The organism is Citrobacter sp. Ca225 (assembly GCF_030337175.1).
GTDB classification, from domain to species: domain Bacteria; phylum Pseudomonadota; class Gammaproteobacteria; order Enterobacterales; family Enterobacteriaceae; genus Citrobacter_A; species Citrobacter_A amalonaticus.
Window position 1 is genome coordinate 179,539 of sequence record NZ_JAOWCD010000052.1, and the last position, 21,162, is coordinate 200,700.

A 21,162-nucleotide genomic window follows, 5' to 3' on the forward strand; every position below is an offset into this window, starting at 1 on the left:
AAATCAGGCCCCTGTCTTCTTGAACGTCAACGGGATCGCGGCTTTCGCATCGAAGCGGGCGGTACAAACGGCGACATCATGAGTCCCGGCTTTGCAGGTGATTTCCGGCATTGGATAGCGTGAACCGTCGGTGCAGCGCGCATTGCCGCGACTCTTAATCATTAATTCCCCGCTCTGATGCAGCCCTGAGAAGAGGTCCGCGCGGCAGACGATGTTATCGCCGTGAACCACGCGCGCCGTGCCTTTATTGTTCTGGATCTGGTAACGCAGAGACGGCGCTTTACCGGTGACGGGATCTTTCACGTCCACCATGACGCGCCAGTTACCGTTGAGAAAGCGCGTAGTACCAGCCTTCATCTGATTCGCATCCATCACCAGCGCGTCTTTCGGGATCGCGGCAATCACCACCGGCTCATCGGCAGGTTTCTCTTTTTTCACTGGTGCAATGACCTCTGCCTGGTGCAGCGGTAGCGCGACGGTGAGCGTTGGCAGCGGCGCTATTTCCGGTTGCGGCGCATTGACCATTTCCGTCGCAATGGCGGGGGCCTGCGCTTTCCACAGCAGCGGGGCGGCAATGGCGGCAACGATCACTGCGGCGACGGGCAGACTCCAGAGCGGTAGGCGACGTGACGGTTTAACCGCAACAGGCATCACCTTTTCTTCCGCGAGCGCGGGAACCGGCTGCGGTGCAATCACGAGGTCAGGCTCGCTGACCGGCACGATCGGCGTAGAGAGCAGCGGTTCATCCGCCTGGGCAAATGTCACTTCCGGCGCGGGCTCTTCGACAGGTTCTGGTTCAATGTGAATTTCCGGTTCGGGTTCTTCCTGGGTACGCAGGCATTCCAGTACCTCCTCACGGATGTTCTCATTGAGATTGATAAATCCCCAAAAGGTGATGACCGGCTTGCCATCTACCAGAAAAACGTGATTCTCACCAGGAAACTGGACGGCCTTTTCCAGCAGCGAACCAAACAGTTGCAGTGACGTCTTCCCGGACTGCAGGCTTTTGCGGCTCAGCGATGCAGCGCTTTCCAGCGTCGCGGAAAGGTAGCGCAGGGCGCGAAGGCGAGCCTCTTCATCGGCGGCTTTCCACGCGACGGCTACGCCTTCAAGGGGGGAATACCAGTCAACCCGATCGCCGCTGTCGTTGACTTGTGGAATGGCGAGACAATCTACCATCGCCTGCTGTTTACGCAGACGGAGCGTTTCACGAATTTGTAGTGCTGAATCAAAGACGGCCTGGCCGCCACCGCCGACGGCCTGATAATCATCCAGATTGCCGCTGCGCAAGAGTGTTTTTGCCACGATAAGGTCCCTAAGACTTTTTCACGCATCTACTTTACGGATTCGTGGCTCAGGCAAACGGTGGAAGAGAGGCAAAAAGGGGTGAATTTTCTGGGCATAGAGGCGTTGACGTTTTCGAAAAGCCTTAACGGAAATTCTGTGGCGAAAGATCCAACAAAAATGCGCGGATTCGCATAACCTGAGACGGATTTGTTATTTTTCAGTTTTCTTAATCTATGCTCCTATAACCCCCTCAATAATAACGATGAAGGTTCATATCATGTCCACAGGGAAAACGCTGCTCGCACTGGCGCTCAGTGCGGTGCTACCGACCGGAGCCGCGTTTGCGGCAAATAACGACACGATTGTTTATTGCTCGGAAGCCTCGCCAGAATCCTTTAATCCGCAAATTGCCAGCTCTGGCCCGTCGTTTGTCGCCAGTTCGCAGGTGCTCTACAACCGGCTGATCAATTTTGACCCGGTAAAAAACACGCCGGTACCGTCGCTGGCCACGGACTGGACCATTTCTGAGGATGGCAAAACCTACACCTTTACGCTGCGTCAGGGCGTGAAGTTCAACAGCAACAAGTTCTTCAAGCCGACCCGCGACTTCAACGCCGATGACGTCATTTTCTCAGTATTACGCCAGAAAGAGGCCACGCATCCGTACCACAATGTGTCGCAGGGCAGCTATGAGTATTTCAACGACGTCGGTTTCGATAAGCTGATTAAAGAGGTGAAAAAGGTCGATGATTACCATGTACAGTTTGTGCTGAGCGAGCCAAATGCGGCGTTTCTTGCCGACTGGGGCATGGATTTTGCCTCGATCCTCTCGGCGGAATACGCCGACGCGATGCTGAAAAAAGGGACACCGGAAAACGTCGATAACTGGCCGATTGGTACCGGGCCGTACGTGCTCCAGCAGTACAAGCAGGATTCGCAAATTCGCTATCTGGCAAATCCGAATTACTGGGACGGCGAGGTGCCGACAAAGCATCTGATCTTCTCCATCACGCCAAACGTGCAGACGCGAATGGCGAAACTGCAAACCAACGAATGTCAGATTATCCCGGCGCCATCGCCAGTACAGTTCGACGAAATCAAAAAGAATAAAGACCTGACGCTGCATGCCGTTGAGGCGCTCAACGTCGGTTATCTGGCCTTCAACACCGAGAAAAAGCCGTTTGATAACGTGCTGGTGCGTCAGGCGCTGAACTACGCCACCGATAAACAGGCGATTGTGAAGGCCGTTTTCCTCGATTCGGCGAAAGTGGCAAAATCCCCGATCCCGCCGAATATGATGGGTTTTAACCCGGAACTGAAGGATTACGCATACGATCCGGAAAAAGCGAAAGAGCTGCTGAAGCAGGCCGGGCAGGAAAAAGGGTTTGAGGTGACGCTCTGGTCGATGCCGGTGCAGCGACCGTATAACCCCAACTCGCGACGCATTGCCGAGATGATTCAAAGCGACTGGGCAAAAGTGGGCGTCAAGGCGAAGATTGTCTCTTACGAGTGGGGCGAATACCTTTCCGGGATGCGTAAAGGCGAACATGACAGCGCGCTGTTTGGCTGGATGTCGGATAACGGTGACCCGGACAACTTTGCCGATGTGTTGCTGGGTTGCAACAGCATCAAAACCGGATCGAATGCCGCGCGCTGGTGTGATAAGGAGTATGATTCACTGGTCCTGAAAGCGAAGCGGGTCAGCAAGCCGGAAGAGCGTGTGAAACTCTACCAGCAGGCGCAAGAGATCTATTATCAGCAGGCGCCGTGGATTGCGCTGGCAAATGGCAAAACGTTCTACGCCACGCGCAGCAATGTGACCGGTTATAGCGTCAGCCTGATGGGCAGTGATTTTTCGAAAGCAAAACTGAATTAAGGAGTTTTTATGTCGCACCTGGATGAGGTCAGCGCCCGTGTCGATGCCGCTATTGATGAGGGCGTCATTACCTATATGAATGAACTGCTGATAGCCCTGAGCGATGATGCGCAGTTAAGCCGTGACGATCGCTACACGCAGCAGCAGCGGCTAAGAACCGCAATTGCGCATCACGGTCGTCAGCATAAGGAGGATATGGAAGCGCGTCGCGAACAACTCACGAAAGGCGGCATGATCCTTTGATTGAGTCTCTGTAGTGCCGGATGACGCTGCGCTGACTTGGCCTATGGCGATGGAAATGTGTAGGTCTGATAAGCGTAGCGTCCTCAGGCATTAAAACTGGCGTCTCGCCACCAGCCAGGCGCCGACCACCAGCATCACAGCGCCGCAGACCGGGCCGATCAAGGCTCTGAGCGGGACGCCATGGCTGCGCAAAATATCCAGTACGAGACCGCCAATGAGCTGGCTGGCGACCAGCACCGCAATCGTGGTCGCAGCCCCCACATGCTGATAGCCGCTAATGCTGGCGAAAACGAAAAAAGAGCCCAGCAGACCCGGAATCAGCGTCCACCAGCACACGCTGGCGGCCAGTTCACCAAATCCCGCCATTCCCTGTTTGAACCACAGAATGCTGACAAACAGCACAATTCCGACCAGCGAGTTCAGCAACATGGCGATCAGGATGGTTGATGAGGTCTGCGTAATCCGCACCATCAGAGTGTTTTGCACCACCAGGCCGATACCAGCGGCGATCAGAAAGGTGAGGGTGAGCGACTGGTTCATCCGTGCGCGTCCGGTTCGTGGCGATCGTCAAGCTGCAACTGCATAAAGGTCAGATCCAGCCAGCGACCAAATTTGGTGCCTACCTGCGGCATCTGCGCTGTGGTGTTAAACCCGAGCGTTTCATGTAAATGCAATGAGGCGTGGTTTTGCGATTCGATACCGGCAACCATCACATGTTTACCACAGCGGCGAGCTTCCTCGATTAACCGGCTCAGTAACTGGCGTCCCAGCCCTTTTCCCTGATGATCCGGATGGACATAAACCGAATGTTCGACGGTATGGCGGAAGCCATCAAAGTTACGCCAGTCCCCAAAGGAGGCATATCCCGTGACAACGTCACCTTCCACGCTCACCAGTACCGGATAACCCAGCGCCTGTCGTGCCTCATACCATGCGATGCGGTTATCGGTATCGACCGTCTGGTCGTTCCAGATGGCCGCCGTGTGCAGCACCGCATGGTTATAGATCTCTGCGATGGCGGCGCAGTCCTCTTTGCTGGCGAATCGAATAGACATGTTGAACCTCAGGGGTTGTACACTATAGTATTACGATATGAATACTATTGAAGACAGCATAAATCAACGGATCAGCGCAAGAATTCGCCTTGAACGTGAATCCCGCAGCTGGTCGCTAACCGATCTGGCTGAACGGGCGGGTGTGTCGCGCGCGATGATCCACAAAATTGAACGCGGTGAAAGTAGTCCAACGGCGACGCTGCTTGGCAGGCTCTCCGGGGCGTTTGGCATCAGTATGTCCACGCTGATTGCCCGTGCTGAAATGCAGGAGGGCAAACTGTCCCGTTTCGCCGATCAGCCCGTCTGGCGCGACCCGCAAAGCCACTATCTGCGCCGCCATGTGTCGCCGCGCAGCGATTTGCCGATCGATCTGGTGCAAATTGAATTGCCGGCGGGCAGCGATATCCCGATGCCTGCCTCATCGTATGTTCAGGCCCGGCAACTGATCTGGCTGCAGCAGGGCGAACTGGTGTTTATGGAAGGTGACACGCGCCACGAGATGAAGGCGGGTGACTGCCTGGAACTGGGGCCGCCGAATGACTGTCGTTTTATCAATGAGACAACGCAACCCTGTGTTTACCTCGTTGTGCGCTTAAACCAGGCCGGGAGTTAATGACCGCCGCGGCCTGCTACTATTGATGGATTCATGCTAAAAGCAGAGGAGAACATCATGGCTCAACAAACACACCGTAACCGTCGCTGGGTATTAGCATCCCGACCCCATGGCGCACCGGTGGCAGAGAATTTCCGTCTGGAAGAGGACGATGTCGCCACCCCTGGCGAAGGCCAGGTTTTACTGCGCACTGTTTATCTGTCGCTCGATCCGTATATGCGTGGGCGCATGAGCGATGAGCCGTCATACTCGCCGCCGGTGGAGATTGGCGGAGTGATGGTGGGCGGCACCGTCAGTCGTGTGGTGGCGTCAAATCACCCCGATTATAAACCGGGTGAATGGGTGCTGAGTTACAGCGGCTGGCAGGATTACGATATTTCCGACGGCACGGGACTGGTGAAGCTTGGAGACAATCCTGAAAATCCGTCGTGGGCGCTCGGCGTGCTGGGGATGCCTGGATTCACCGCCTATATGGGATTACTGGACATCGGCCAGCCAAAAGCGGGCGAGACACTGGTCGTAGCGGCCGCCACGGGGCCTGTCGGCGCCACGGTTGGACAAATTGGGAAACTGAAGGGCTGTCGCGTGGTGGGCGTGGCTGGCGGAGCGGAAAAATGCCGTCATGCTACCGAGGTGCTGGGCTTCGATCTCTGTCTGGACCATCATGCCAGCGATTTTGCTGAACAACTGGCGAAAGCCTGCCCGCAAGGCATTGATGTCTACTACGAAAACGTGGGCGGGAAAGTGTTTGATGCCGTGCTGCCGTTACTGAACACCTCGGCGCGAATTCCTCTTTGTGGTCTGGTCAGCGGTTATAACGCGACAAACTTACCGGCTGGGCCTGACAGACTGCCGCTGCTGATGGCGACCCTGCTGAAAAAACGGATCCGTATGCAGGGCTTTATCATCGGTCAGGATTACGGACATCGTCTTCACGAATTCCAGCAGGAGATGGGACGCTGGGTGAAAGAGGGGAAAATCCATTATCGTGAGCAGGTTACCGACGGACTGGAGAACGCGCCGCAAACCTTTATCGGCCTGTTGACCGGTAAAAACTTTGGTAAAGTAGTGATACGCCTCGCCGACGACGCGTAAACCATACCTGGCGGCGAGAGCCGCCATAAAAAAATGGGCAAATTTTTAAATTCCAGCTTTAATTATTTAGGGTATATATCACCGCGTAACCGACGAATAATCTGTCGGCGTTGTTAATAAAACGCGGGTAAATTGCTATTCATTACGTTTCACATTTTTTAAACCAGGCGATATTTATATCAATTAGGCGATTTAGCTTAATTGCGATTGGCTATGTTATGAGGTGAAGAAAAAGAATGCCTGGTATGGAAAAAACGCAACATATAAGTTTGACCACGCAAGTTGAAAGAGGGCTAAAAGACAAATTAAGCATTGGCGCATTACGTCCTGGCACCAGGCTAATCACTAAAAATATCGCGCAGGAGCTGGGGATCAGTATCACCCCGGTTCGGGAAGCGCTATTACGCCTGGTCTCCGCAAACGCATTGGCTATCGCGCCTGCACAAGCCTTTATGGTTCCGGATATTACAATGACGCGGTTTAGCGAAATCATACACATCCGCTGCGAGCTTGAAGGCATGGCGGTAATGACGGCGACGAGCCAGGTGACGGCGGAGCGGATGGAGATTCTGCAAGCGCTTCTGGCGGACTATCAGCTGGCACACGAGAGCGGTACGGTCGAGGATCGCCTGCTGGCAAACCGGGCGCTGCGCTTCAAAATCTATCAGTTTGCGAATATGCCCACCCTGGTCGAAATGATCGAACAGCTTTGGGTACGCATGGGGCCGAGTCTGCATTTTCTCTATGACAGGGCGAAGCATGACGCTTATCAACACAACGTCGGGCATTATCAGGAATTACTGAATGCGATGGCGGCGGGAAATAAAGACGCCAGCCGTCATTGTTTAATTGACCTTATCAATAAAAATGTAGCGATAATTAAACAACAGCACCATCATTAAGCCTGGCTTAAATATAGCGGGGAATATCCCCGCTAGTACGTTATGAATAATCGATTTTACTCAAAACGCCAGGCCAGATTGACACCTACACCGTAGTTTCGTCCTGGCGCCGGTTCGTAGTAACGGCCATTCGATTCATTCACGATAACTGAGCCGACATACTCTTTGTCGAACAGATTATCGACACGACCGAACACGTCCACCGTCAGGCTGCTGACGGTGAATTTATAGCCGGTATTCAGGCCGACAACAGTATAAGACGGGGCTTTGGCGGTGTTCTCATCGTCAGCCATGATATCGCCCATATAGCGCGCTTCGGCTCCTGCGTACCAACCTTCATCAGGCACGTAGCCCAGCGAAGCAAACCCCATGTTCCGCGCGATGCCGGGCATTCGGTTGCCATTGCAGTTCTGGTCGCGACACACGTTACTGCGATAAGTGGCATCCAGCCAGGTCCAGGAAGCGTTGAACCGCCAGTTTCCGGCAAAGCGTTGATCCCAGGCGAGCTCCGCACCCTGGCGGCGCGTCTTCCCGGCATTCTTATAGGTCGTGCGTCCGCCGCTACTGGAATCAACCACCAGTTCATCGTCGGTATCGGTCTGGAAAAGCGCCGCCGTCAGCAATCCATCGCCGATCCGGGTTTTGCTGCCGATTTCCACCGTATCGTTGGTTGAGGGTTTGAGACCAAAATTCATCCCGCTTTGCCCGTCTGCACGGTAAGAAAGCTCGTTGATGGTCGGCGTTTCGAAGCCCCGGCCCGCAGCGAGATAGACGTTCCAGGCGTCGGTTAAGGCGTATTTCAGCGAACCGGCAGGTAACCACTGATGGTAACTGGCGTCACCGCTGTCATCGCCATTGCCTGGCGTGACGTAATGATCGTTGGAATCGAACCACACCGAACTGTAGCGCACGCCAGCATCCAGCGAGAGTTTGTCGGTCAGTTGCCACTGGGTTTGCAGATAGGGATCCACGTTCCACATCAGGTTACGTTCATCGCGGCGCAGATCGCCTTTCTGACCGTACTCCGGTACGCCATTATTCAGTCGATAGTTGTTATAGCCTTTGCGGTTTTCGCTCATGTTTTCGTAGTTCAAACCGGTGGTGAAGGTTACGGGGACGCCCAGTTCACCGCGATGCGTCCAGCGACTGTCGATACCCTGGTAATGGCGCTGCAAAGCGATCACGCCGCCCGCATGAGAGGGGCGACGCTGTGGCGCCATAGGTATCGACTGATACTGCGTGGTTTCGCGCTCTCCGGCGTACATCATGATGCTCATGTCATCCTGCGCGCTGAGCTGGCGCTCATAACGCAATCCGGCCTGGGTCTGCTTGATGGTTTTGCGCGTGTTGTATTGTTCAGCGCGGGGGGATTGTTGGGGATCCGCCCGCCATTCCGCTTCAGTCAGACCACCCGGATCGTCGGCTTTAATATCGACGCTATTGAAAATCAGACTCAGCTTGCTGGCGTCATCGATACGTACGCCCAGTTTTGCGTTGGCCAGATTTTTTTGCGCGCCGCTGCGATCGCGATAGCCGTGGGTGGTGAAACGGGTAGTGGAGACTGTGTAATCCACGTCACCCACCTGAGTACCATCACCCATCGCGCCCGTGGCTTTCAGCCCATAACGCCAGCTCCCGAAACTTCCGTAATAGCTGCTCGCTTCTATCGTCGGCGGCTGTTGACCGGTTTGGGTCGTGACATTCATCACGCCGCCGGAAGCATTACCGTATAGCGCAGAGAAGGGACCGCGCAGCACTTCAACGTTCTGTACGCTGCTGAGATCAATGTTCGATGTCTGCCCCTGACCGTCCGGCATCGTCGCCGGAATGCCGTCCACATACAGACGAATGCCGCGGATCCCATAGGTGGATCGGGAGCCGAACCCACGCATCGAGATCTGCAAATCCTGCGCATAGTTTTGCCGGTTTTGCACCTGAAGTCCCGGCACGCGGGTCAGTGATTCCGACAGGTTGATGCGCGGCGCGGCCAGACGCATATCTTCACCGTCAACGACGCTGACGGCTGCAGGGATATCCAGTTCTGATATCGCCTGGGGTGAAGCGCTGACGATCATTGTCTGGTCATCGCCAGCCTCATCTGCCATAACCGACGATGAGAACACAAGCGGGAGAAAAAGTGCGGGTACTGCGATATGTCGTGCGGAAATAATATTCATGAAAAAGGCCAGTTAAATTGAACGTACCCAGAGGTATGTAAGTTCTATGTTAATGGGTTTGTAAATATTTGAAAATTTTAACGGCACGATGCGTTAAAAATTAATGAGGAAATTAAGAAGATTGTAGCCAGAATGCGAATAAATGCTCCACATTCACATGAATAATGATTACCATTCCCATCTATAAACAAGAGCAATACCAGGATGTTGCTCGTTGAAGCGATGTGAAGCAGCAAAATAGCTATTTATCAAAGGGAGTCGTCATGCATTTTCGTCATCTGTTCTCGCTGCGTCTGCGGGGTTCATTGCTGTTAGGTTCACTGCTGGTTGCTTCTTCATTCAGCGCTCAGGCTGCAGAAGACCTGCTGCGTAAAGGTGTGGGCAAAGGCGCCTACGAAATGGCCTTCAGCCAGCAGGAAAACGCCCTGTGGCTGGCGACCTCGCAAAGCCGCAAACTGGACAAGGGCGGTATCGTCTATCGTCTTGATCCGGTGACGCTGGACGTCACGCAGGTTATCCACAACGATCTCAAACCGTTTGGTGCCACCATCAATAATGCGACCCAGACGCTGTGGTTTGGCAACACGGTCAACAGTGCGGTGACGGCCATTGATGCGAAAACGAGTGAAGTGAAAGGGCGACTGGTTCTCGACGCCCGTAAGCGCTCAGAAGAGGTACGTCCGCTGCAGCCGCGTGAGCTGGTTGTCGATGAAGCGACCAATACGGTCTATATCAGCGGTCTCGGTAAAGAGAGCGTGATTTGGGTGGTGGATGGCGAAAAAATTGCGCTGAAAGAGACGATCCAGAATACCGGTAAAATGGGCGCGGGCCTGGCGATCGACAGCCAGGCGAAACGTCTGTACACCACCAATGCCGATGGCGAATTCATTACTATCGATACTGCCACCAACAAGATCCTCAGCCGTAAAAAACTGTTGGAGGATGGCAAAGAGCACTTCTTCATCAACCTGAGCCTTGATACAGCAGGTCATCGCGCATTTGTGACCGACTCAAAAGCGGCTGAAGTGGTGGTTGTCGATACCCGCAACGGCAACGTGCTGGCGAAAGTCGCGGCGCCGGAGTCGCTGGCCGTTCTGTTCAACCCAACGCGTAACGAAGTGTACGTCACGCACCGTCAGGCGGGTAAAGTGAGCGTGATTGACGCGAAGAGTTACAACGTGGTGAAAACGTTTGATACGCCAACCTTCCCGAACAGCCTGGCGCTGTCCGCCGATGGCAAAACGCTGTACGTAAGCGTGAAGCAGAAATCTACGCGTGAGAAAGAAGCCACTGAACCGGATGATGTGATTCGCATCGCCCTGTAAAGTTAAAGGCCTGCACCGTGTGCAGGCCTTGTTGTTTATGGCGCGCTGCGGTGTATTTCCGCCACTCGCTTACGCACGCCGTACCAACCGGCGACCAGCAGGATGGCAATCAGCGGCAGGGAAGCAATGGTCCATGTCCCGTTCGGATAATCGAAGGCCATCAGGACCAGCACGCTCAACAGGAACAGCAGCGTTAACCACGAGGTAAACGGCGCGCCAGGCAGTTTGAAGCTGACATCGGCGGCTTTTCCTTCTTTGATTGCCTGACGCAGACGCAGCTGGCAGACCACAATAAAGCCCCATGAAGCGATGATCCCCAGTGACGCAAAGTTCAGCACGATTTCGAAGACCTGCGATGGCACCAGATAGTTGAGAAAAACTCCAACAACGTACACCGCCAGCGTCGCCAGAATTCCCGCGTAGGGCACATGCTGACGACTCATCTTACTCATGAATTTTGGCGCAGATCCGCCCATCGCCATCGAACGCAAAATGCGCCCGGTGCAATAGAGGCCGGAGTTCAGGCTGGAGAGGGCGGCAGTCAGCACGACGATGTTCATAATGCTGCCAATGTAAGGCACGCCGAGCTTCGAGAAGAAAGTCACAAACGGGCTTTGTCCCGCCTGATAGGCGTTCCATGGCAACAGCAGCACCAGCAGTACCACAGAACCGACGTAGAACAGGCCGATACGCCAGATCACGCTGTTGATGGCTTTAGGCACCATCGTCTGCGGATCTTTACATTCACCGGCGGCGGTTCCCACCAGTTCGATAGACGCAAAGGCAAAGACCACCCCTTGTACCAGCACCAGCGCCGGCAGCAGGCCGTGGGGGAAGAATCCGCCGTTATCGGTAATCAGATGAAAACCGGTGGCGTTACCGTCCAGCGGTTTACCCGAGCCGAGGAAAATCGTCCCGACCACCAGAAAGAGCACAATGGCCAGCACTTTGACCAGTGCAAACCAGAACTCCATCTCCGCAAACCACTTCACGCCAATCATGTTCATGGTGCCGACGAGCGCCAGCGCGCCAAGGGCGAAAACCCACTGCGGAACATCACCAAACGCCCCCCAGTAATGCATATACAGCGCGACGGCGGTGATATCGACGATACCCGTCATTGCCCAGTTGATGAAGTACATCCATCCCGCGACGTAGGCGGCTTTCTCACCGAGAAATTCACGGGCATACGACACGAAGCTGCCGCTGGAAGGGCGGTGTAAAACCAGTTCGCCCAATGCGCGCAAAATAAAGAATGAAAAGATCCCGCAGACCAGATAGACCAGCGCCAGCGCGGGGCCTGCCATTTGCAGGCGCGCACCGGCGCCCAAAAATAACCCGGTCCCAATGGCGCCGCCGATGGCGATCATCTGGACCTGACGGTTGCCCATCGCTTTGTGATACCCCTCTTCATGGGCATTCAACCAGCGTCGTTTCGCCGCGTGCTGCTCCGACACCGTTGTTTCTTGTGTATTCATTACGTTACCTGTTTACCTGTCTGATAAATCGAACCTTTTGCCGCAACTCCCCGGCGCGACGCCGGTGATGCTTCCCGTCATTCTGGGTAGGGATAACACCACCGGCGGAGCATCCTACCTGCAAATAATAAACGGTGCAAAATAGTCCATTTAAAATGATCAGATTGCGTAATAATCAACCAAAACTGAAGTGGAATCCCGCTCTGAACAGGCAGAGCGGGAGGGGGATTAGGCGGAGGTGCCGAAGACGCTCACCGCCTGTTGCAGGCGTGAGGAGCGCCTGGAAAGACTGCCGGCGGCATCCCTGACGCTTTCCACCATCGCGGCGTTGTTATCGGTCATGGTCCCGATGCGGGAGATCGAATCGTTGATCAGTTCCAGCGCCTGGGTTTGTTCACGCGTCGCAAGGCCAATTTCTCTGATCATGGTCGACATCTGGAACACGTCCTCGATCATCCCGGTCAGATGGGTTTCCGTCTGCTCAACCATGCTCACGCCGGCATTGACGTTGGCGACGTTCTTCTCAATCAGCGAGGTAATCTCTTTGGCTGCTGACGCGGAGTGTTGCGCCAGATTCCGCACCTCAGCGGCAACGACCGCAAACCCACGTCCGGACTCACCGGCACGCGCGGCTTCGACCGCTGCGTTAAGCGCGAGGATATTGGTCTGGAAAGCAATACTGTCGATCACGCCAATGATGTCGACGATCTGCCCGTTATCACGGGAAATCGACTGCATCATGCCGATCGTCTGCTTCATAAAATCGCCCCCTTCGCTGGCGTTAGCGCTGGTTCTGTCCGCCATCGTCATGGTTTGTGCGGCGGTATCCGCTGTTTGCTGTACTGCGCTGCCAATCTCTTCAATGGCTGCCGCGGTTTGTTGTAGATTGGCCGAGGTCTCTTCGGAACGCTTATGCAACGCCGTGCCTTCCTGACTGACGCGCTTGCTGATTTCCTGAATCCCGGCAATTTGCGTACTCACATCATCCACCAGTGAATTCAGATTTAATCCGGCCTGATTAACCAGACGCATCATCATCCCCAGTTCATCGACACGATTTAAATGAATGCTGTCGGGCTTTCGCCCGGCGACCACTTTCTGCATCTGGGCCAGGATCTGTTTAACCGGATGACAAATTTGATACTTAAGGTAAATAGCCAGCAGCAAAAATAAGAGGGTAAATGCGCCTGCCTGAATAAGCGGATTAATGGCTAAGAAAATAATACCCAAGGCGAGAAACAGACTGATACCGATAGCATAATTGACACGTTGACGGATGGACAACCATTTAAATGCCGACAAACAAGCCAGTACGCCACGACGGATAATAATTCCCTTAAATAAACGATGCCCCTTGAAATTGTTATTATTTATCTTGTGATAAAGCTGCTCGCTTTGCTCAATTTCCTGTCGCGCGGGAACGGTGCGTACCGAGATGTATCCGGTTAATTGTTCGTTATGCCAGACGGGGGTGACGTTGGCGCGAACCCAGTAATGATCGCCGTTATGACGGCGGTTCTTGACCATGCCGGTCCAGCTGTCGCCCTGTTGCAGGGTAAACCACATATCGGCAAATGCAGCAGGCGGCATATCCGGGTGACGGATGATATTGTGCGGCTCGCCCATCAGTTGATTTTCGCCAAATCCGCTGGCGTCGATAAACGCTGAATTCGCATAGGTAATATGGCTTTGCGTATTCGTTGTCGATAACAGCGTCGTTTTCTCGTTAAGTAAATACTCTTTCTGTGTAACGGGGATGTTACTTCTCATGAAAGACTCCTGGTGATGCTGTGCGGAATAAACACAAAAGTCCGTCAGCCTGGGCTGACGGATAATAAAGATTGATGTATTTAGAATGCTGCATTCTCTACTAAACATAAGAATGGCGAAAGTATTTAAAATGAAATTTACAGGCCTTAATTAAACTGTGATGTCATTAAAATGAAAAATAAATACATCTGCGTAACCTGTGAAGATTGGCGTGCTCCCTTAAGTAAAACCTGACCGATAAAAAAATGACAAAAAGACAATATGACTGTGCAATTACGGTTAACATCATAAGTTTTACAGACCTATTAATTTTCGTAGGGGGCAGACGGGAAGAACAGTGAGAAAGCCATGCCGGAAATGCAGGTTACTCTACACTTAGAGTTTTAACCTGCAGGAGGCAGTATGATAAAGGTTTATGGCGCGCCTGGGTGGGGTTCAGCGATCAGCGAATTAATGCTTACCCTGGCGGATATTCCGTATCGTTTTGTCGATGTCAGTGGCTTTGACAGTGAAGGGCCACAGCGAGATCTGTTGCAAAAAATCAATCCGCTGTGTCAGGTACCGACGCTGACGCTTGAAAATGGTGAAGTAATGACTGAAACAGCCGCCATCGCGCTGATGGTCCTCGATCGTCGCCCCGATCTGGCACCGCCCATCGGACGCAGCGAGCGTCAGCAGTTTCAGCGTCTGTTGATCTGGCTGGTGGCCAATATCTATCCGACATTTACGTATGCCGACTACCCGGAACGCTGGGCGCCTGATGTGCCCGCACAGTTGAAAAAGAACTGTATTGAATACCGTAAATCACTCTATCTCTGGCTCAACGATCGGCTCAGCGCGGAACCGTATGCCTTCGGCGAACAGTTAACGCTGCTCGACTGTTATCTGTGCGTGATGCGCACCTGGGGGCCGGGGCATGACTGGTTTCAGGATAATACGCCGAATATCAGCGCAATAGCGGACGCCGTGTGTCAGCGGGCAGAGTTACGTCAGGTGTTGAAAAACAATGGGATCCTCTGAAAGCAACGGGAGTGGCGGGTAACCGCACACTAAACTCTTCAGCGAAGGGGAATTTGACGTGATTGTCTGCAGTTCCGATACCCTGGCGGAGGGGGCAATGATGGAAGCGGAAAGCCGTGGATGACGTATTCCGCAGGATTTGGCCGTCATCGGTTTTGGCGACCTCGATTTTGCCGCCAGCAATCGCCCGTCGATCACCACCGACAGCGTCGACCGCCGCGCCATTGGTCAGCGCGCCGCCACGCTGCTGGCGAATCGCATTGAACAAGCGGCAGTGGAAGAGGCCATTATCGATATCGGTTTTCACCTGATCGAGCGTGAATCCGCATAAACCGACACATGCATGTTGTCGAGTGTGCTAGCGTTAACGTCACACTGACAATAAGGAACCTGCTATGCCACACGTTGATATTAAATGTTTTCCGCGCGACCTGAATGATGAACAAAAAGCGGCGCTGGCCAATGATATAACTGAGGTGATCATCCGTCATCTGAAAAGCAAGGAGCGCTCAGTGAGCGTGGCGCTGACTGAAGTTTCGGAGGATCAGTGGCAGGGCGTCTGGGAGCGCGAGATTGGACCGCAAATGGACGTACTGATTAAAAAGCCAGGCTACAGCATGTAATACAAAAGCCCGGTCACGAAGGGTGACCGGGCCGCATCGGGTTATCGCGTGACGACATTGAACCAGAACTCAAATTTATCCCTTTCTCCAGGCGGCTCGCTCCTTTTTACCTGTTGTCTACCTTTCATCCGTTCTGTGGAATGTCATTGACTGAGGTATAAATTGTCAGTCCATGCTGGCGGGCGACCTCGATATCCATGTCGGCACCTTTAGATGCTCCCGCAATCCGGTAAATCGCGTCACAGCGGGTAATGAGTCGGTGGGCGACCGGGTAGAGCATCGCTTCGCTGATCTCATCATCTAACGACATCGAACCTGCCGCCTTTGCCAGCGGCAACGCGAGCCATTCGCCAATCAGCGGAATGTGTCCGCGTTGGTATACCTCCAGTGCAGCGGCTTCGAGACGATGAAGGTTGGCGTCGATCAGTGCCTGGTTTCCGTCGGTACCGCTGCGATAAGGGCCGGCGATTAAAATGAGTTGTGCTGTCATGATATCCTCACTCTTTGTTGTCGTAGGCAGAAATGCACATTTCTGCACGTTTTAGTTGCCTGAAGGCCGTTGTATTTGTAGAGTACGTATCATAAACAGCAAATTCGTGCACAATCAAGGTTAATCGTGCACGTTCAGGAATAACCCTATGCTTACCGATCAGCGAAAGAAATTGATCCTTGAACTGCTGGCCGCCGAAGGTCAGGTGTTATCGAAGGCGCTCAGTAACCGGTTCGCGGTTTCCGAAGACACGATCCGCCGCGATTTACGTGAACTTGCCGCGGAAGGATTTCTGCAGCGTGTACACGGCGGGGCGCTGCCATCGTCTGGTGCGACGGCGCCTTTTCTTGAACGAAAGTCATTGAAAACCGACGCCAAAAAGCGCGTGGCGCAAAAAGGGGCTACGCTGATTTCCCCCGGTCAGGTGGTAATCATTGATGGTGGGACGACAACAACAGAACTGATCGCCTGTCTGCCGGATGATTTAAACATTACCGTGGTGACCCACAGTCCGGGCATCGCATTAGGGCTGGTCAATCATCCGCTTATCGAGATCATCCTCATCGGTGGTCGCGTGTATAAGCACTCCATTGTCACGGTAGGCGCGGCGACGGTTGAAGGAATGCGTAACATTCAGGCCGATCTTTTTTTCATGGGCGTGACGGGGGTTCACCCGGAAGCGGGGTTAACCACGGGAGATTACGAAGAAGCGTGCATCAAACGTGCATTTTCCGCCAGAGCCGCAGAAACTATCGTCCTGGCGTCACCGGAGAAGATCAGCACCGCGTCTCCCTTTGCCATTGGCGACGTATCGCTGATTAATACGGTCGTCGTGGAAGAGAATACCGACGAAAGCTGGATCCGCGCGATGAACGCGAAGGGGATCACGGTGGTGAGGGCGTAGTTAGCCCGCCGTCACGCGTTTTCCGCTGGTGACAAATGTACCGGCGCCAAGATGATGCAGGGTGTTGAGTTTGTCGTCATCGAACTGCCAGCGGCCTTCGACAAACACCCGTTCATCGGCGGCGGCAGAAACCACTTCACCGAATAAGGTATCGTATTTCTCCTGCGCAGCGGTGGCGGGGAGGAGGCGGCATTCCATCCATGCCAGACATTTTTCTTCGACGACCGGCAGTCCCAGTACGGGGCCTTTGACCACCGGAATGCCGTAACAGTTGAATTTGTCTTCATCGCGCCCGGAAACGCTGCCAACGGCGTATGTCCAGTTAGTGGCGGCAACACCGGGAATGACAATACCGAACAGGCCGCTGCGCTCAATTAATTCCCGCGACCAGGCCGTTTTATCGACCACAATGGCGAGACGAGGCGGATCAAACTCAACGGGCATCGACCATGCGGCGGCCATGATATTGCGCCGGTTGCTGACCTCATCGCGACTGGTGATCAGTACCGTGGGACCATGATTGAGCAGACGACTGGCGTGGCGTAATTCGACAGGACGAAATCGACTCATAGAATTGTCTCGCAAAGGGTTTTTCTCAGTATTATTGAAAACTGACGTTGCGCCAAGCGCCGAATAACACCCGCCTCACTCTTTGGCACATCGTTTATACTCGGATAACGATTTAAGGCCCACAACAGGAAATCTGATGACGCCTATCCTGAATGCTTATTTTGCTCGTCTGAACTGGTCAGGGCGTGCCGAAGTCAATATTGAGACGCTTCGGGCGCTACATTTGCAGCATAACTGTACTATCCCGTTTGAAAATCTCGACGTGCTGTTACCGCGAGAAATGCACCTTGATGACAGGTCGCTGGAAGAGAAACTGATTACCGCACGTCGCGGCGGCTATTGCTTTGAGCAAAATGGCGTATTTGAGCGCGTTCTGCGCGAACTGGGGTTTACCGTGCGTAGCCTGTTGGGACGCGTGGTGCTGGCTAATCCGCCGAGCCCGCCACCGCGAACTCACCGTCTGCTGCTAGTTGAACTGGATGGCGAATCGTGGATCGCCGATGTGGGATTTGGTGGTCAGACGCTTACTGCCCCCATTCGTCTGCAAGCGGACATTATCCAGAAGACGCCACATGGAGAATACCGTTTGCAGCAGGAGGGGGACGACTGGATCCTGCAGTTTTGTCATCACGATCGCTGGCAATCGATGTACCGTTTTGATCGGGTGGTGCAGCAGCAAAGTGATTATGTGATGGGCAACTTTTGGTCTGCGCACTGGCCGCAATCGCATTTTCGTCATCATCTGCTGATGTGCCGTCATTTGCCGGACGGGGGAAAATTGACCCTCACTAACTTCCATTTCACGCATTACGAAGGTGACAGAGTGGCAGAACAGCGCAATTTACCGGATGTCGCCTCATTGTACGCGCTACTACAGGAACGTTTTGGTCTGGGAGTGACAGACACGAAGCATGGTTTTACGGAAACTGAGCTTGCCAGGGTGATGGCGGCGTTTGATACGCATCCCGAAGCGGGAAAATAATGAAAACCCGGTAGGCGCAGGCGCTTACCGGGCATAATTTTAAAAATCTATCGCCCATTCAGCGTGAAACAGAATCACCGCGTTACCCGTGATGGTGACTTTTTCCGGCTGGTTATTCTGAATCGTCACGTTAATTTCAACGGTGCCATCGCGACCCAATGCCCGTCCCTGATGTCCTTTTACCTGCAGCGATTTCCCGTCGTGTTCCAGTAAACCGTGATGCACCAGCCAGGCACCCATCGGGCCATTGGCATTGCCGGTCACCGGATCTTCAACAATACCAATTGCCGGTGAGAACATGCGCCCGTCAGTCTCATTTTTGCCCGGACGGATCTGGAATGGGAAAAAGCCATTGCAGCCAATTTGCTGACTGATGGTACAAAGCGCAGAAAGATCGGGCGCGAGGGCATCAATATCGACTTCAGGCTTAAGCGGAATCATCACTTTAGAATGGCCTGTCGACGCCACCTGAATCGGCAAGCCCGGCAGCATATCGCTTTCATTCAGGTGCAGCGCACGAAGAATAGCCGCGCGGATGTCACCTTCAATCGGCGCTTCAAAGGTTGGCGTGCCTTGTTCCAGCGAAATACGGTAATCACCGTCATCATGACGGATCGCCACCCGGTGTCGACCCGCCAGCGAGGTTTGCCAGACTGTGGTGTTGCCCAGTCCCAGCACCGTTGCGCGGACATAATGCGCCGCAACGGTGGCGTGCCCGCAAATCGGCACTTCTACGGTTGGCGTAAAGTAGCGAATGCGGACATCGCTGTCATCGCTTCGCAGCAGGAATGCGGTTTCGGAGTGGCGTAGTTCGCGGGCAATCAGTTGCATCTGTGTTTCGCTGAGGCCATCAGCATTCAGGACGACACCTGCGGAATTGCCGCGAAAGGGGGTTCTGGTGAAAGCATCAACGTGGTAAACCTGTGGTTTCATTAGCGTTCTCCCTGAGTGAGGGAAGCATCATAGCGTGGAAAAGGCCGGATAGCGATGCATCTGTCAATCCGGCGTGTGAAAGAATAAAACCCGGCAGGCATTTACACGAGCCGGGTGTTTTATTATCAGAAGGAGGCTTTAATCCCCACCATTGCAGAGGTATCGCTGTAGCCGTTGTTACCAACCTGCTGTGCGACGTTGCCCCACAGGGCGACGTTCTTCGTCAACTGGCCTTCAACCCCGGCTTTCAGTTCGCCAATATTGCGGGCGCCTTTCAGATTCACATTTTCACCGTTCATTGCGACGCCAAAGTCTTTGCTGTTGTGGATCCAGTTGGCTTCGACAAACGGCTGGAAGGTATGGTCTTTGCCGTCGTCCAGTGTGTTGTGGCCCTTGCCGAACAGACGGACGCCGACGCGTGTCTGGATGTTGCCATCGCCGTTACCTTCAACGCGGGTACCGTTAACTTCTTTGTGCTCATCTGCCTTCACGCCCATCCAGGTGATCTGGGCTTTTGGCTGAATATACAGCGCGTTACGCTCGCTGAGTTCGGCCAGTTTCCAGGTGTAGCCGGATTCAACAGAGGCGGTGAAGCCCTTAGAATCATACTCTTCAGATTCGACGTCACGACCAGAAACGGTGTTATCAAACCAGCTGTACTGCGCCCAGCTATCGACATACGCGCCTTCGTGCGTCGCGTTGTCCTGCAGCCAGGTGCCGTACAAACCAACGCTGTAACCACTGATGCGGCTGTCGGCCCGGTTACCGTTACGCTGGTTTTCGGCACGCGCTTTCTGGTTCGCATAACCGGCCATCAGACCCAGATGGTAGCGGTCAGTGTTGTCCGAAGACCACTGCGCAATGTCGCCGCCCAGTTGCATGACATAACGGTTGGCCTGCATATCCAGTTGACTACTGCTGTCTTTCTGACGGGTATGACCGCCCACGTTACGCAGCCACATACTGGTGACGGCTTCTTTGCCGGTCAGCGCGTCCACGTAATGCGTTTCGCCCAGACGATCCTGCAAACGGGTATTGAACAGCGTGTTCGCCGCCTGCAGGTTCATGCCGTACAGACCGGCTTCCGGACGCACCGCGTGTTCGCGCGGCGTCGGAGTTGGCGGCTGCGGATCGGTAGGATTCAGAGGATCCAGCGGAGTAACCGGAGACAGGGCGCTGCTCAGATACCAGTTTTTATTATTCTCGCCTTCACCGCGATGCAGGGTGTAGTCATACGCACCGGCCACGATACGGCCATTTTGTTTAAACACACCGTCAGAATTGCCGCCAACGCTAATCAGTTCGATGCCCGACGTCGTCAGACCGCCCGCGCCCCCGGCGTTCAGTACTTTAACGTTCGTGGTGCCGGAGGTGTTGCCCGCAACGATCATCCGGTCAGTCGGTGAGCTGTCATCGCCCAGTTGGGTGTTCATCACGAGATTACCGTTAGTGCCTGTGTAATCACCGTCCACTGTCAGGGTTTTGAAGCTCGCGGTATCACGCGTCAGCATACGACGCTTTGTGGCGGCTGGCATAAAGGTCAGCGTGGAGTCATTCAGCGTCAGGTTGGTGAGCTGAGAACTTTTGGTCATGTTCCAGGCCGAGCCGTCGGCCAGCGACAGGTTATTCACTGCATTGCCGCTGGTGACCATCCCGCCGACGAAACGCGACTGGTTAATCGCATTCACATCAACCACGGCGGAATCCAGGGCTTCAATCGTCCCGACAACGTCGATTTTCTGCGGGTTAATCGTCACGCGGGAGTCGGCGTTTTCCGCCAGAATGGCAGTGGCATCCGGGTCGTTGTAGTTAACCCCCA

20 protein-coding genes and 1 pseudogene are annotated in these 21,162 nt (G+C 54.1%); 11 read left to right on the forward strand and 10 right to left on the reverse strand.

The window, feature by feature from the left end:
- Positions 1 to 3: 3 nt before the first annotated feature.
- Entirely contained in the window at positions 4 to 1,305 is a 1,302-nt protein-coding gene (locus OGW13_RS05130; RefSeq protein WP_054176194.1) for an SrfA family protein, read from the reverse strand.
- 259 nt (positions 1,306 to 1,564) lie between these two features.
- Here OGW13_RS05130 and OGW13_RS05135 point away from each other — a divergent pair, with 259 nt between their 5' ends.
- Positions 1,565 to 3,163 carry an ABC transporter substrate-binding protein gene (locus OGW13_RS05135; RefSeq protein ID WP_044267075.1) on the forward strand — a complete coding sequence of 533 codons (1,599 nt, stop codon included), beginning with the start codon at positions 1,565 to 1,567 and terminating at the stop codon, positions 3,161 to 3,163.
- Positions 3,164 to 3,172: 9 nt separating this feature from the next.
- Positions 3,173 to 3,406 carry a YdcY family protein gene (locus OGW13_RS05140; protein WP_054176193.1) on the forward strand — a complete coding sequence of 78 codons (234 nt, stop codon included), beginning with the start codon at positions 3,173 to 3,175 and terminating at the stop codon, positions 3,404 to 3,406.
- Between the two features lie 90 nt (positions 3,407 to 3,496).
- Here OGW13_RS05140 and OGW13_RS05145 read toward each other — a convergent pair whose 3' ends face one another.
- Together OGW13_RS05145 and OGW13_RS05150 are read right to left on the reverse strand one after the other, a co-directional pair.
- On the reverse strand, positions 3,497 to 3,946 hold the full coding sequence (locus tag OGW13_RS05145) for a DMT family transporter (protein ID WP_054176192.1): 450 nt from the start codon (positions 3,944 to 3,946) through the stop codon (positions 3,497 to 3,499).
- The gene (locus tag OGW13_RS05150) at positions 3,943 to 4,461 is read right to left on the reverse strand and encodes a GNAT family N-acetyltransferase (RefSeq protein WP_043000657.1); all 519 of its coding nucleotides are present in this window, start codon (positions 4,459 to 4,461) and stop codon (positions 3,943 to 3,945) included. Before OGW13_RS05150 ends, OGW13_RS05145 begins: the two co-directional genes overlap by 4 nt.
- 37 nt (positions 4,462 to 4,498) lie before the next feature.
- Here OGW13_RS05150 and OGW13_RS05155 point away from each other — a divergent pair, with 37 nt between their 5' ends.
- From OGW13_RS05155 to OGW13_RS05165, 3 genes are all read left to right on the forward strand, one after another.
- Complete coding sequence (locus OGW13_RS05155) at positions 4,499 to 5,074, forward strand: helix-turn-helix domain-containing protein (protein WP_044327434.1); 576 nt, start codon at positions 4,499 to 4,501, stop codon at positions 5,072 to 5,074.
- A 57-nt stretch (positions 5,075 to 5,131) separates the two neighbouring features.
- On the forward strand, positions 5,132 to 6,169 hold the full coding sequence (curA, locus tag OGW13_RS05160) for an NADPH-dependent curcumin/dihydrocurcumin reductase (RefSeq protein ID WP_044327435.1): 1,038 nt from the start codon (positions 5,132 to 5,134) through the stop codon (positions 6,167 to 6,169).
- A 236-nt stretch (positions 6,170 to 6,405) separates the two neighbouring features.
- A complete protein-coding gene (locus OGW13_RS05165) occupies positions 6,406 to 7,071 on the forward strand; it encodes a GntR family transcriptional regulator (protein ID WP_054176191.1) in 666 nt (221 codons plus the stop codon).
- Between the two features lie 56 nt (positions 7,072 to 7,127).
- Here the strand turns inward: OGW13_RS05165 and pqqU are convergent, their stop codons facing one another.
- A complete protein-coding gene (pqqU, locus tag OGW13_RS05170) occupies positions 7,128 to 9,248 on the reverse strand; it encodes a TonB-dependent receptor PqqU (protein WP_104446460.1) in 2,121 nt (706 codons plus the stop codon).
- Between the two features lie 263 nt (positions 9,249 to 9,511).
- On the opposite strand from pqqU, the gene yncE reads away from it, so the two are divergent.
- Entirely contained in the window at positions 9,512 to 10,573 is a 1,062-nt protein-coding gene (gene yncE / locus OGW13_RS05175; protein ID WP_104446459.1) for a 7-bladed beta-propeller protein YncE, read from the forward strand.
- 35 nt (positions 10,574 to 10,608) lie between these two features.
- Here yncE and ansP read toward each other — a convergent pair whose 3' ends face one another.
- The gene (ansP, locus tag OGW13_RS05180; RefSeq protein WP_043000663.1) at positions 10,609 to 12,051 is read right to left on the reverse strand and encodes an L-asparagine permease; all 1,443 of its coding nucleotides are present in this window, start codon (positions 12,049 to 12,051) and stop codon (positions 10,609 to 10,611) included.
- A gap of 228 nt (positions 12,052 to 12,279) precedes the next feature.
- Positions 12,280 to 13,821, reverse strand: a complete 1,542-nt coding sequence (locus OGW13_RS05185; RefSeq protein WP_044267068.1) for a methyl-accepting chemotaxis protein — start codon at positions 13,819 to 13,821, stop codon at positions 12,280 to 12,282.
- A 402-nt stretch (positions 13,822 to 14,223) separates the two neighbouring features.
- Between OGW13_RS05185 and OGW13_RS05190 the strand changes: the two genes are divergently transcribed.
- The 3 genes and pseudogenes from OGW13_RS05190 (at position 14,224) to pptA (ending at position 15,464) form a co-directional block, all read left to right on the forward strand.
- A complete protein-coding gene (locus tag OGW13_RS05190; protein WP_181628438.1) occupies positions 14,224 to 14,841 on the forward strand; it encodes a glutathione S-transferase family protein in 618 nt (205 codons plus the stop codon).
- Between the two features lie 28 nt (positions 14,842 to 14,869).
- Positions 14,870 to 15,172, forward strand: a pseudogene (locus tag OGW13_RS05195) (substrate-binding domain-containing protein); the annotation flags it as partial.
- A gap of 64 nt (positions 15,173 to 15,236) precedes the next feature.
- Positions 15,237 to 15,464: a tautomerase PptA gene (gene pptA, locus OGW13_RS05200; protein ID WP_054176189.1), complete on the forward strand. Its 228-nt coding sequence runs from the start codon at positions 15,237 to 15,239 to the stop codon at positions 15,462 to 15,464.
- Positions 15,465 to 15,588: 124 nt separating this feature from the next.
- Here pptA and OGW13_RS05205 read toward each other — a convergent pair whose 3' ends face one another.
- Positions 15,589 to 15,954, reverse strand: a complete 366-nt coding sequence (locus OGW13_RS05205; RefSeq protein ID WP_043000668.1) for a TIR domain-containing protein — start codon at positions 15,952 to 15,954, stop codon at positions 15,589 to 15,591.
- A 148-nt stretch (positions 15,955 to 16,102) separates the two neighbouring features.
- Between OGW13_RS05205 and OGW13_RS05210 the strand changes: the two genes are divergently transcribed.
- Entirely contained in the window at positions 16,103 to 16,858 is a 756-nt protein-coding gene (locus tag OGW13_RS05210; protein WP_109740245.1) for a DeoR/GlpR family DNA-binding transcription regulator, read from the forward strand.
- On the opposite strand, the gene OGW13_RS05215 is transcribed toward OGW13_RS05210, so the two are convergent.
- Positions 16,859 to 17,428 carry a flavin reductase family protein gene (locus tag OGW13_RS05215; RefSeq protein ID WP_043000670.1) on the reverse strand — a complete coding sequence of 190 codons (570 nt, stop codon included), beginning with the start codon at positions 17,426 to 17,428 and terminating at the stop codon, positions 16,859 to 16,861. It lies immediately after the preceding gene.
- A gap of 136 nt (positions 17,429 to 17,564) precedes the next feature.
- On the opposite strand from OGW13_RS05215, the gene nhoA reads away from it, so the two are divergent.
- Complete coding sequence (gene nhoA / locus OGW13_RS05220) at positions 17,565 to 18,410, forward strand: N-hydroxyarylamine O-acetyltransferase (RefSeq protein WP_287115771.1); 846 nt, start codon at positions 17,565 to 17,567, stop codon at positions 18,408 to 18,410.
- A gap of 39 nt (positions 18,411 to 18,449) precedes the next feature.
- Here the strand turns inward: nhoA and OGW13_RS05225 are convergent, their stop codons facing one another.
- Positions 18,450 to 19,343 (reverse strand): PhzF family isomerase, encoded by an 894-nt coding sequence (locus OGW13_RS05225; protein ID WP_061070107.1) that lies wholly within the window; start codon positions 19,341 to 19,343, stop codon positions 18,450 to 18,452.
- Positions 19,344 to 19,468: 125 nt separating this feature from the next.
- The coding region (locus OGW13_RS05230) for an autotransporter outer membrane beta-barrel domain-containing protein (RefSeq protein WP_287115772.1) at positions 19,469 to 21,162 on the reverse strand (1,694 nt) is incomplete at its 5' end.

What these genes read in the sequence shown, in the direction of transcription:
- OGW13_RS05135 (WP_044267075.1), top strand. Translation starts at nt 1,565, where the DNA reads ATGTCCACAGGGAAAACGCTGCTCGCACTGGCGCTCAGTGCGGTGCTA.
- OGW13_RS05140 (WP_054176193.1), top strand. Translation starts at nt 3,173, where the DNA reads ATGTCGCACCTGGATGAGGTCAGCGCCCGTGTCGATGCCGCTATTGAT.
- OGW13_RS05145 (WP_054176192.1), bottom strand. Translation starts at nt 3,946, where the DNA reads ATGAACCAGTCGCTCACCCTCACCTTTCTGATCGCCGCTGGTATCGGC.
- OGW13_RS05150 (WP_043000657.1), bottom strand. Translation starts at nt 4,461, where the DNA reads ATGTCTATTCGATTCGCCAGCAAAGAGGACTGCGCCGCCATCGCAGAG.
- OGW13_RS05155 (WP_044327434.1), top strand. Translation starts at nt 4,499, where the DNA reads ATGAATACTATTGAAGACAGCATAAATCAACGGATCAGCGCAAGAATT.
- curA (WP_044327435.1), top strand. Translation starts at nt 5,132, where the DNA reads ATGGCTCAACAAACACACCGTAACCGTCGCTGGGTATTAGCATCCCGA.
- OGW13_RS05165 (WP_054176191.1), top strand. Translation starts at nt 6,406, where the DNA reads ATGCCTGGTATGGAAAAAACGCAACATATAAGTTTGACCACGCAAGTT.
- pqqU (WP_104446460.1), bottom strand. Translation starts at nt 9,248, where the DNA reads ATGAATATTATTTCCGCACGACATATCGCAGTACCCGCACTTTTTCTC.
- yncE (WP_104446459.1), top strand. Translation starts at nt 9,512, where the DNA reads ATGCATTTTCGTCATCTGTTCTCGCTGCGTCTGCGGGGTTCATTGCTG.
- ansP (WP_043000663.1), bottom strand. Translation starts at nt 12,051, where the DNA reads ATGAATACACAAGAAACAACGGTGTCGGAGCAGCACGCGGCGAAACGA.
- OGW13_RS05185 (WP_044267068.1), bottom strand. Translation starts at nt 13,821, where the DNA reads ATGAGAAGTAACATCCCCGTTACACAGAAAGAGTATTTACTTAACGAG.
- OGW13_RS05190 (WP_181628438.1), top strand. Translation starts at nt 14,224, where the DNA reads ATGATAAAGGTTTATGGCGCGCCTGGGTGGGGTTCAGCGATCAGCGAA.
- pptA (WP_054176189.1), top strand. Translation starts at nt 15,237, where the DNA reads ATGCCACACGTTGATATTAAATGTTTTCCGCGCGACCTGAATGATGAA.
- OGW13_RS05205 (WP_043000668.1), bottom strand. Translation starts at nt 15,954, where the DNA reads ATGACAGCACAACTCATTTTAATCGCCGGCCCTTATCGCAGCGGTACC.
- OGW13_RS05210 (WP_109740245.1), top strand. Translation starts at nt 16,103, where the DNA reads ATGCTTACCGATCAGCGAAAGAAATTGATCCTTGAACTGCTGGCCGCC.
- OGW13_RS05215 (WP_043000670.1), bottom strand. Translation starts at nt 17,428, where the DNA reads ATGAGTCGATTTCGTCCTGTCGAATTACGCCACGCCAGTCGTCTGCTC.
- nhoA (WP_287115771.1), top strand. Translation starts at nt 17,565, where the DNA reads ATGACGCCTATCCTGAATGCTTATTTTGCTCGTCTGAACTGGTCAGGG.
- OGW13_RS05225 (WP_061070107.1), bottom strand. Translation starts at nt 19,343, where the DNA reads ATGAAACCACAGGTTTACCACGTTGATGCTTTCACCAGAACCCCCTTT.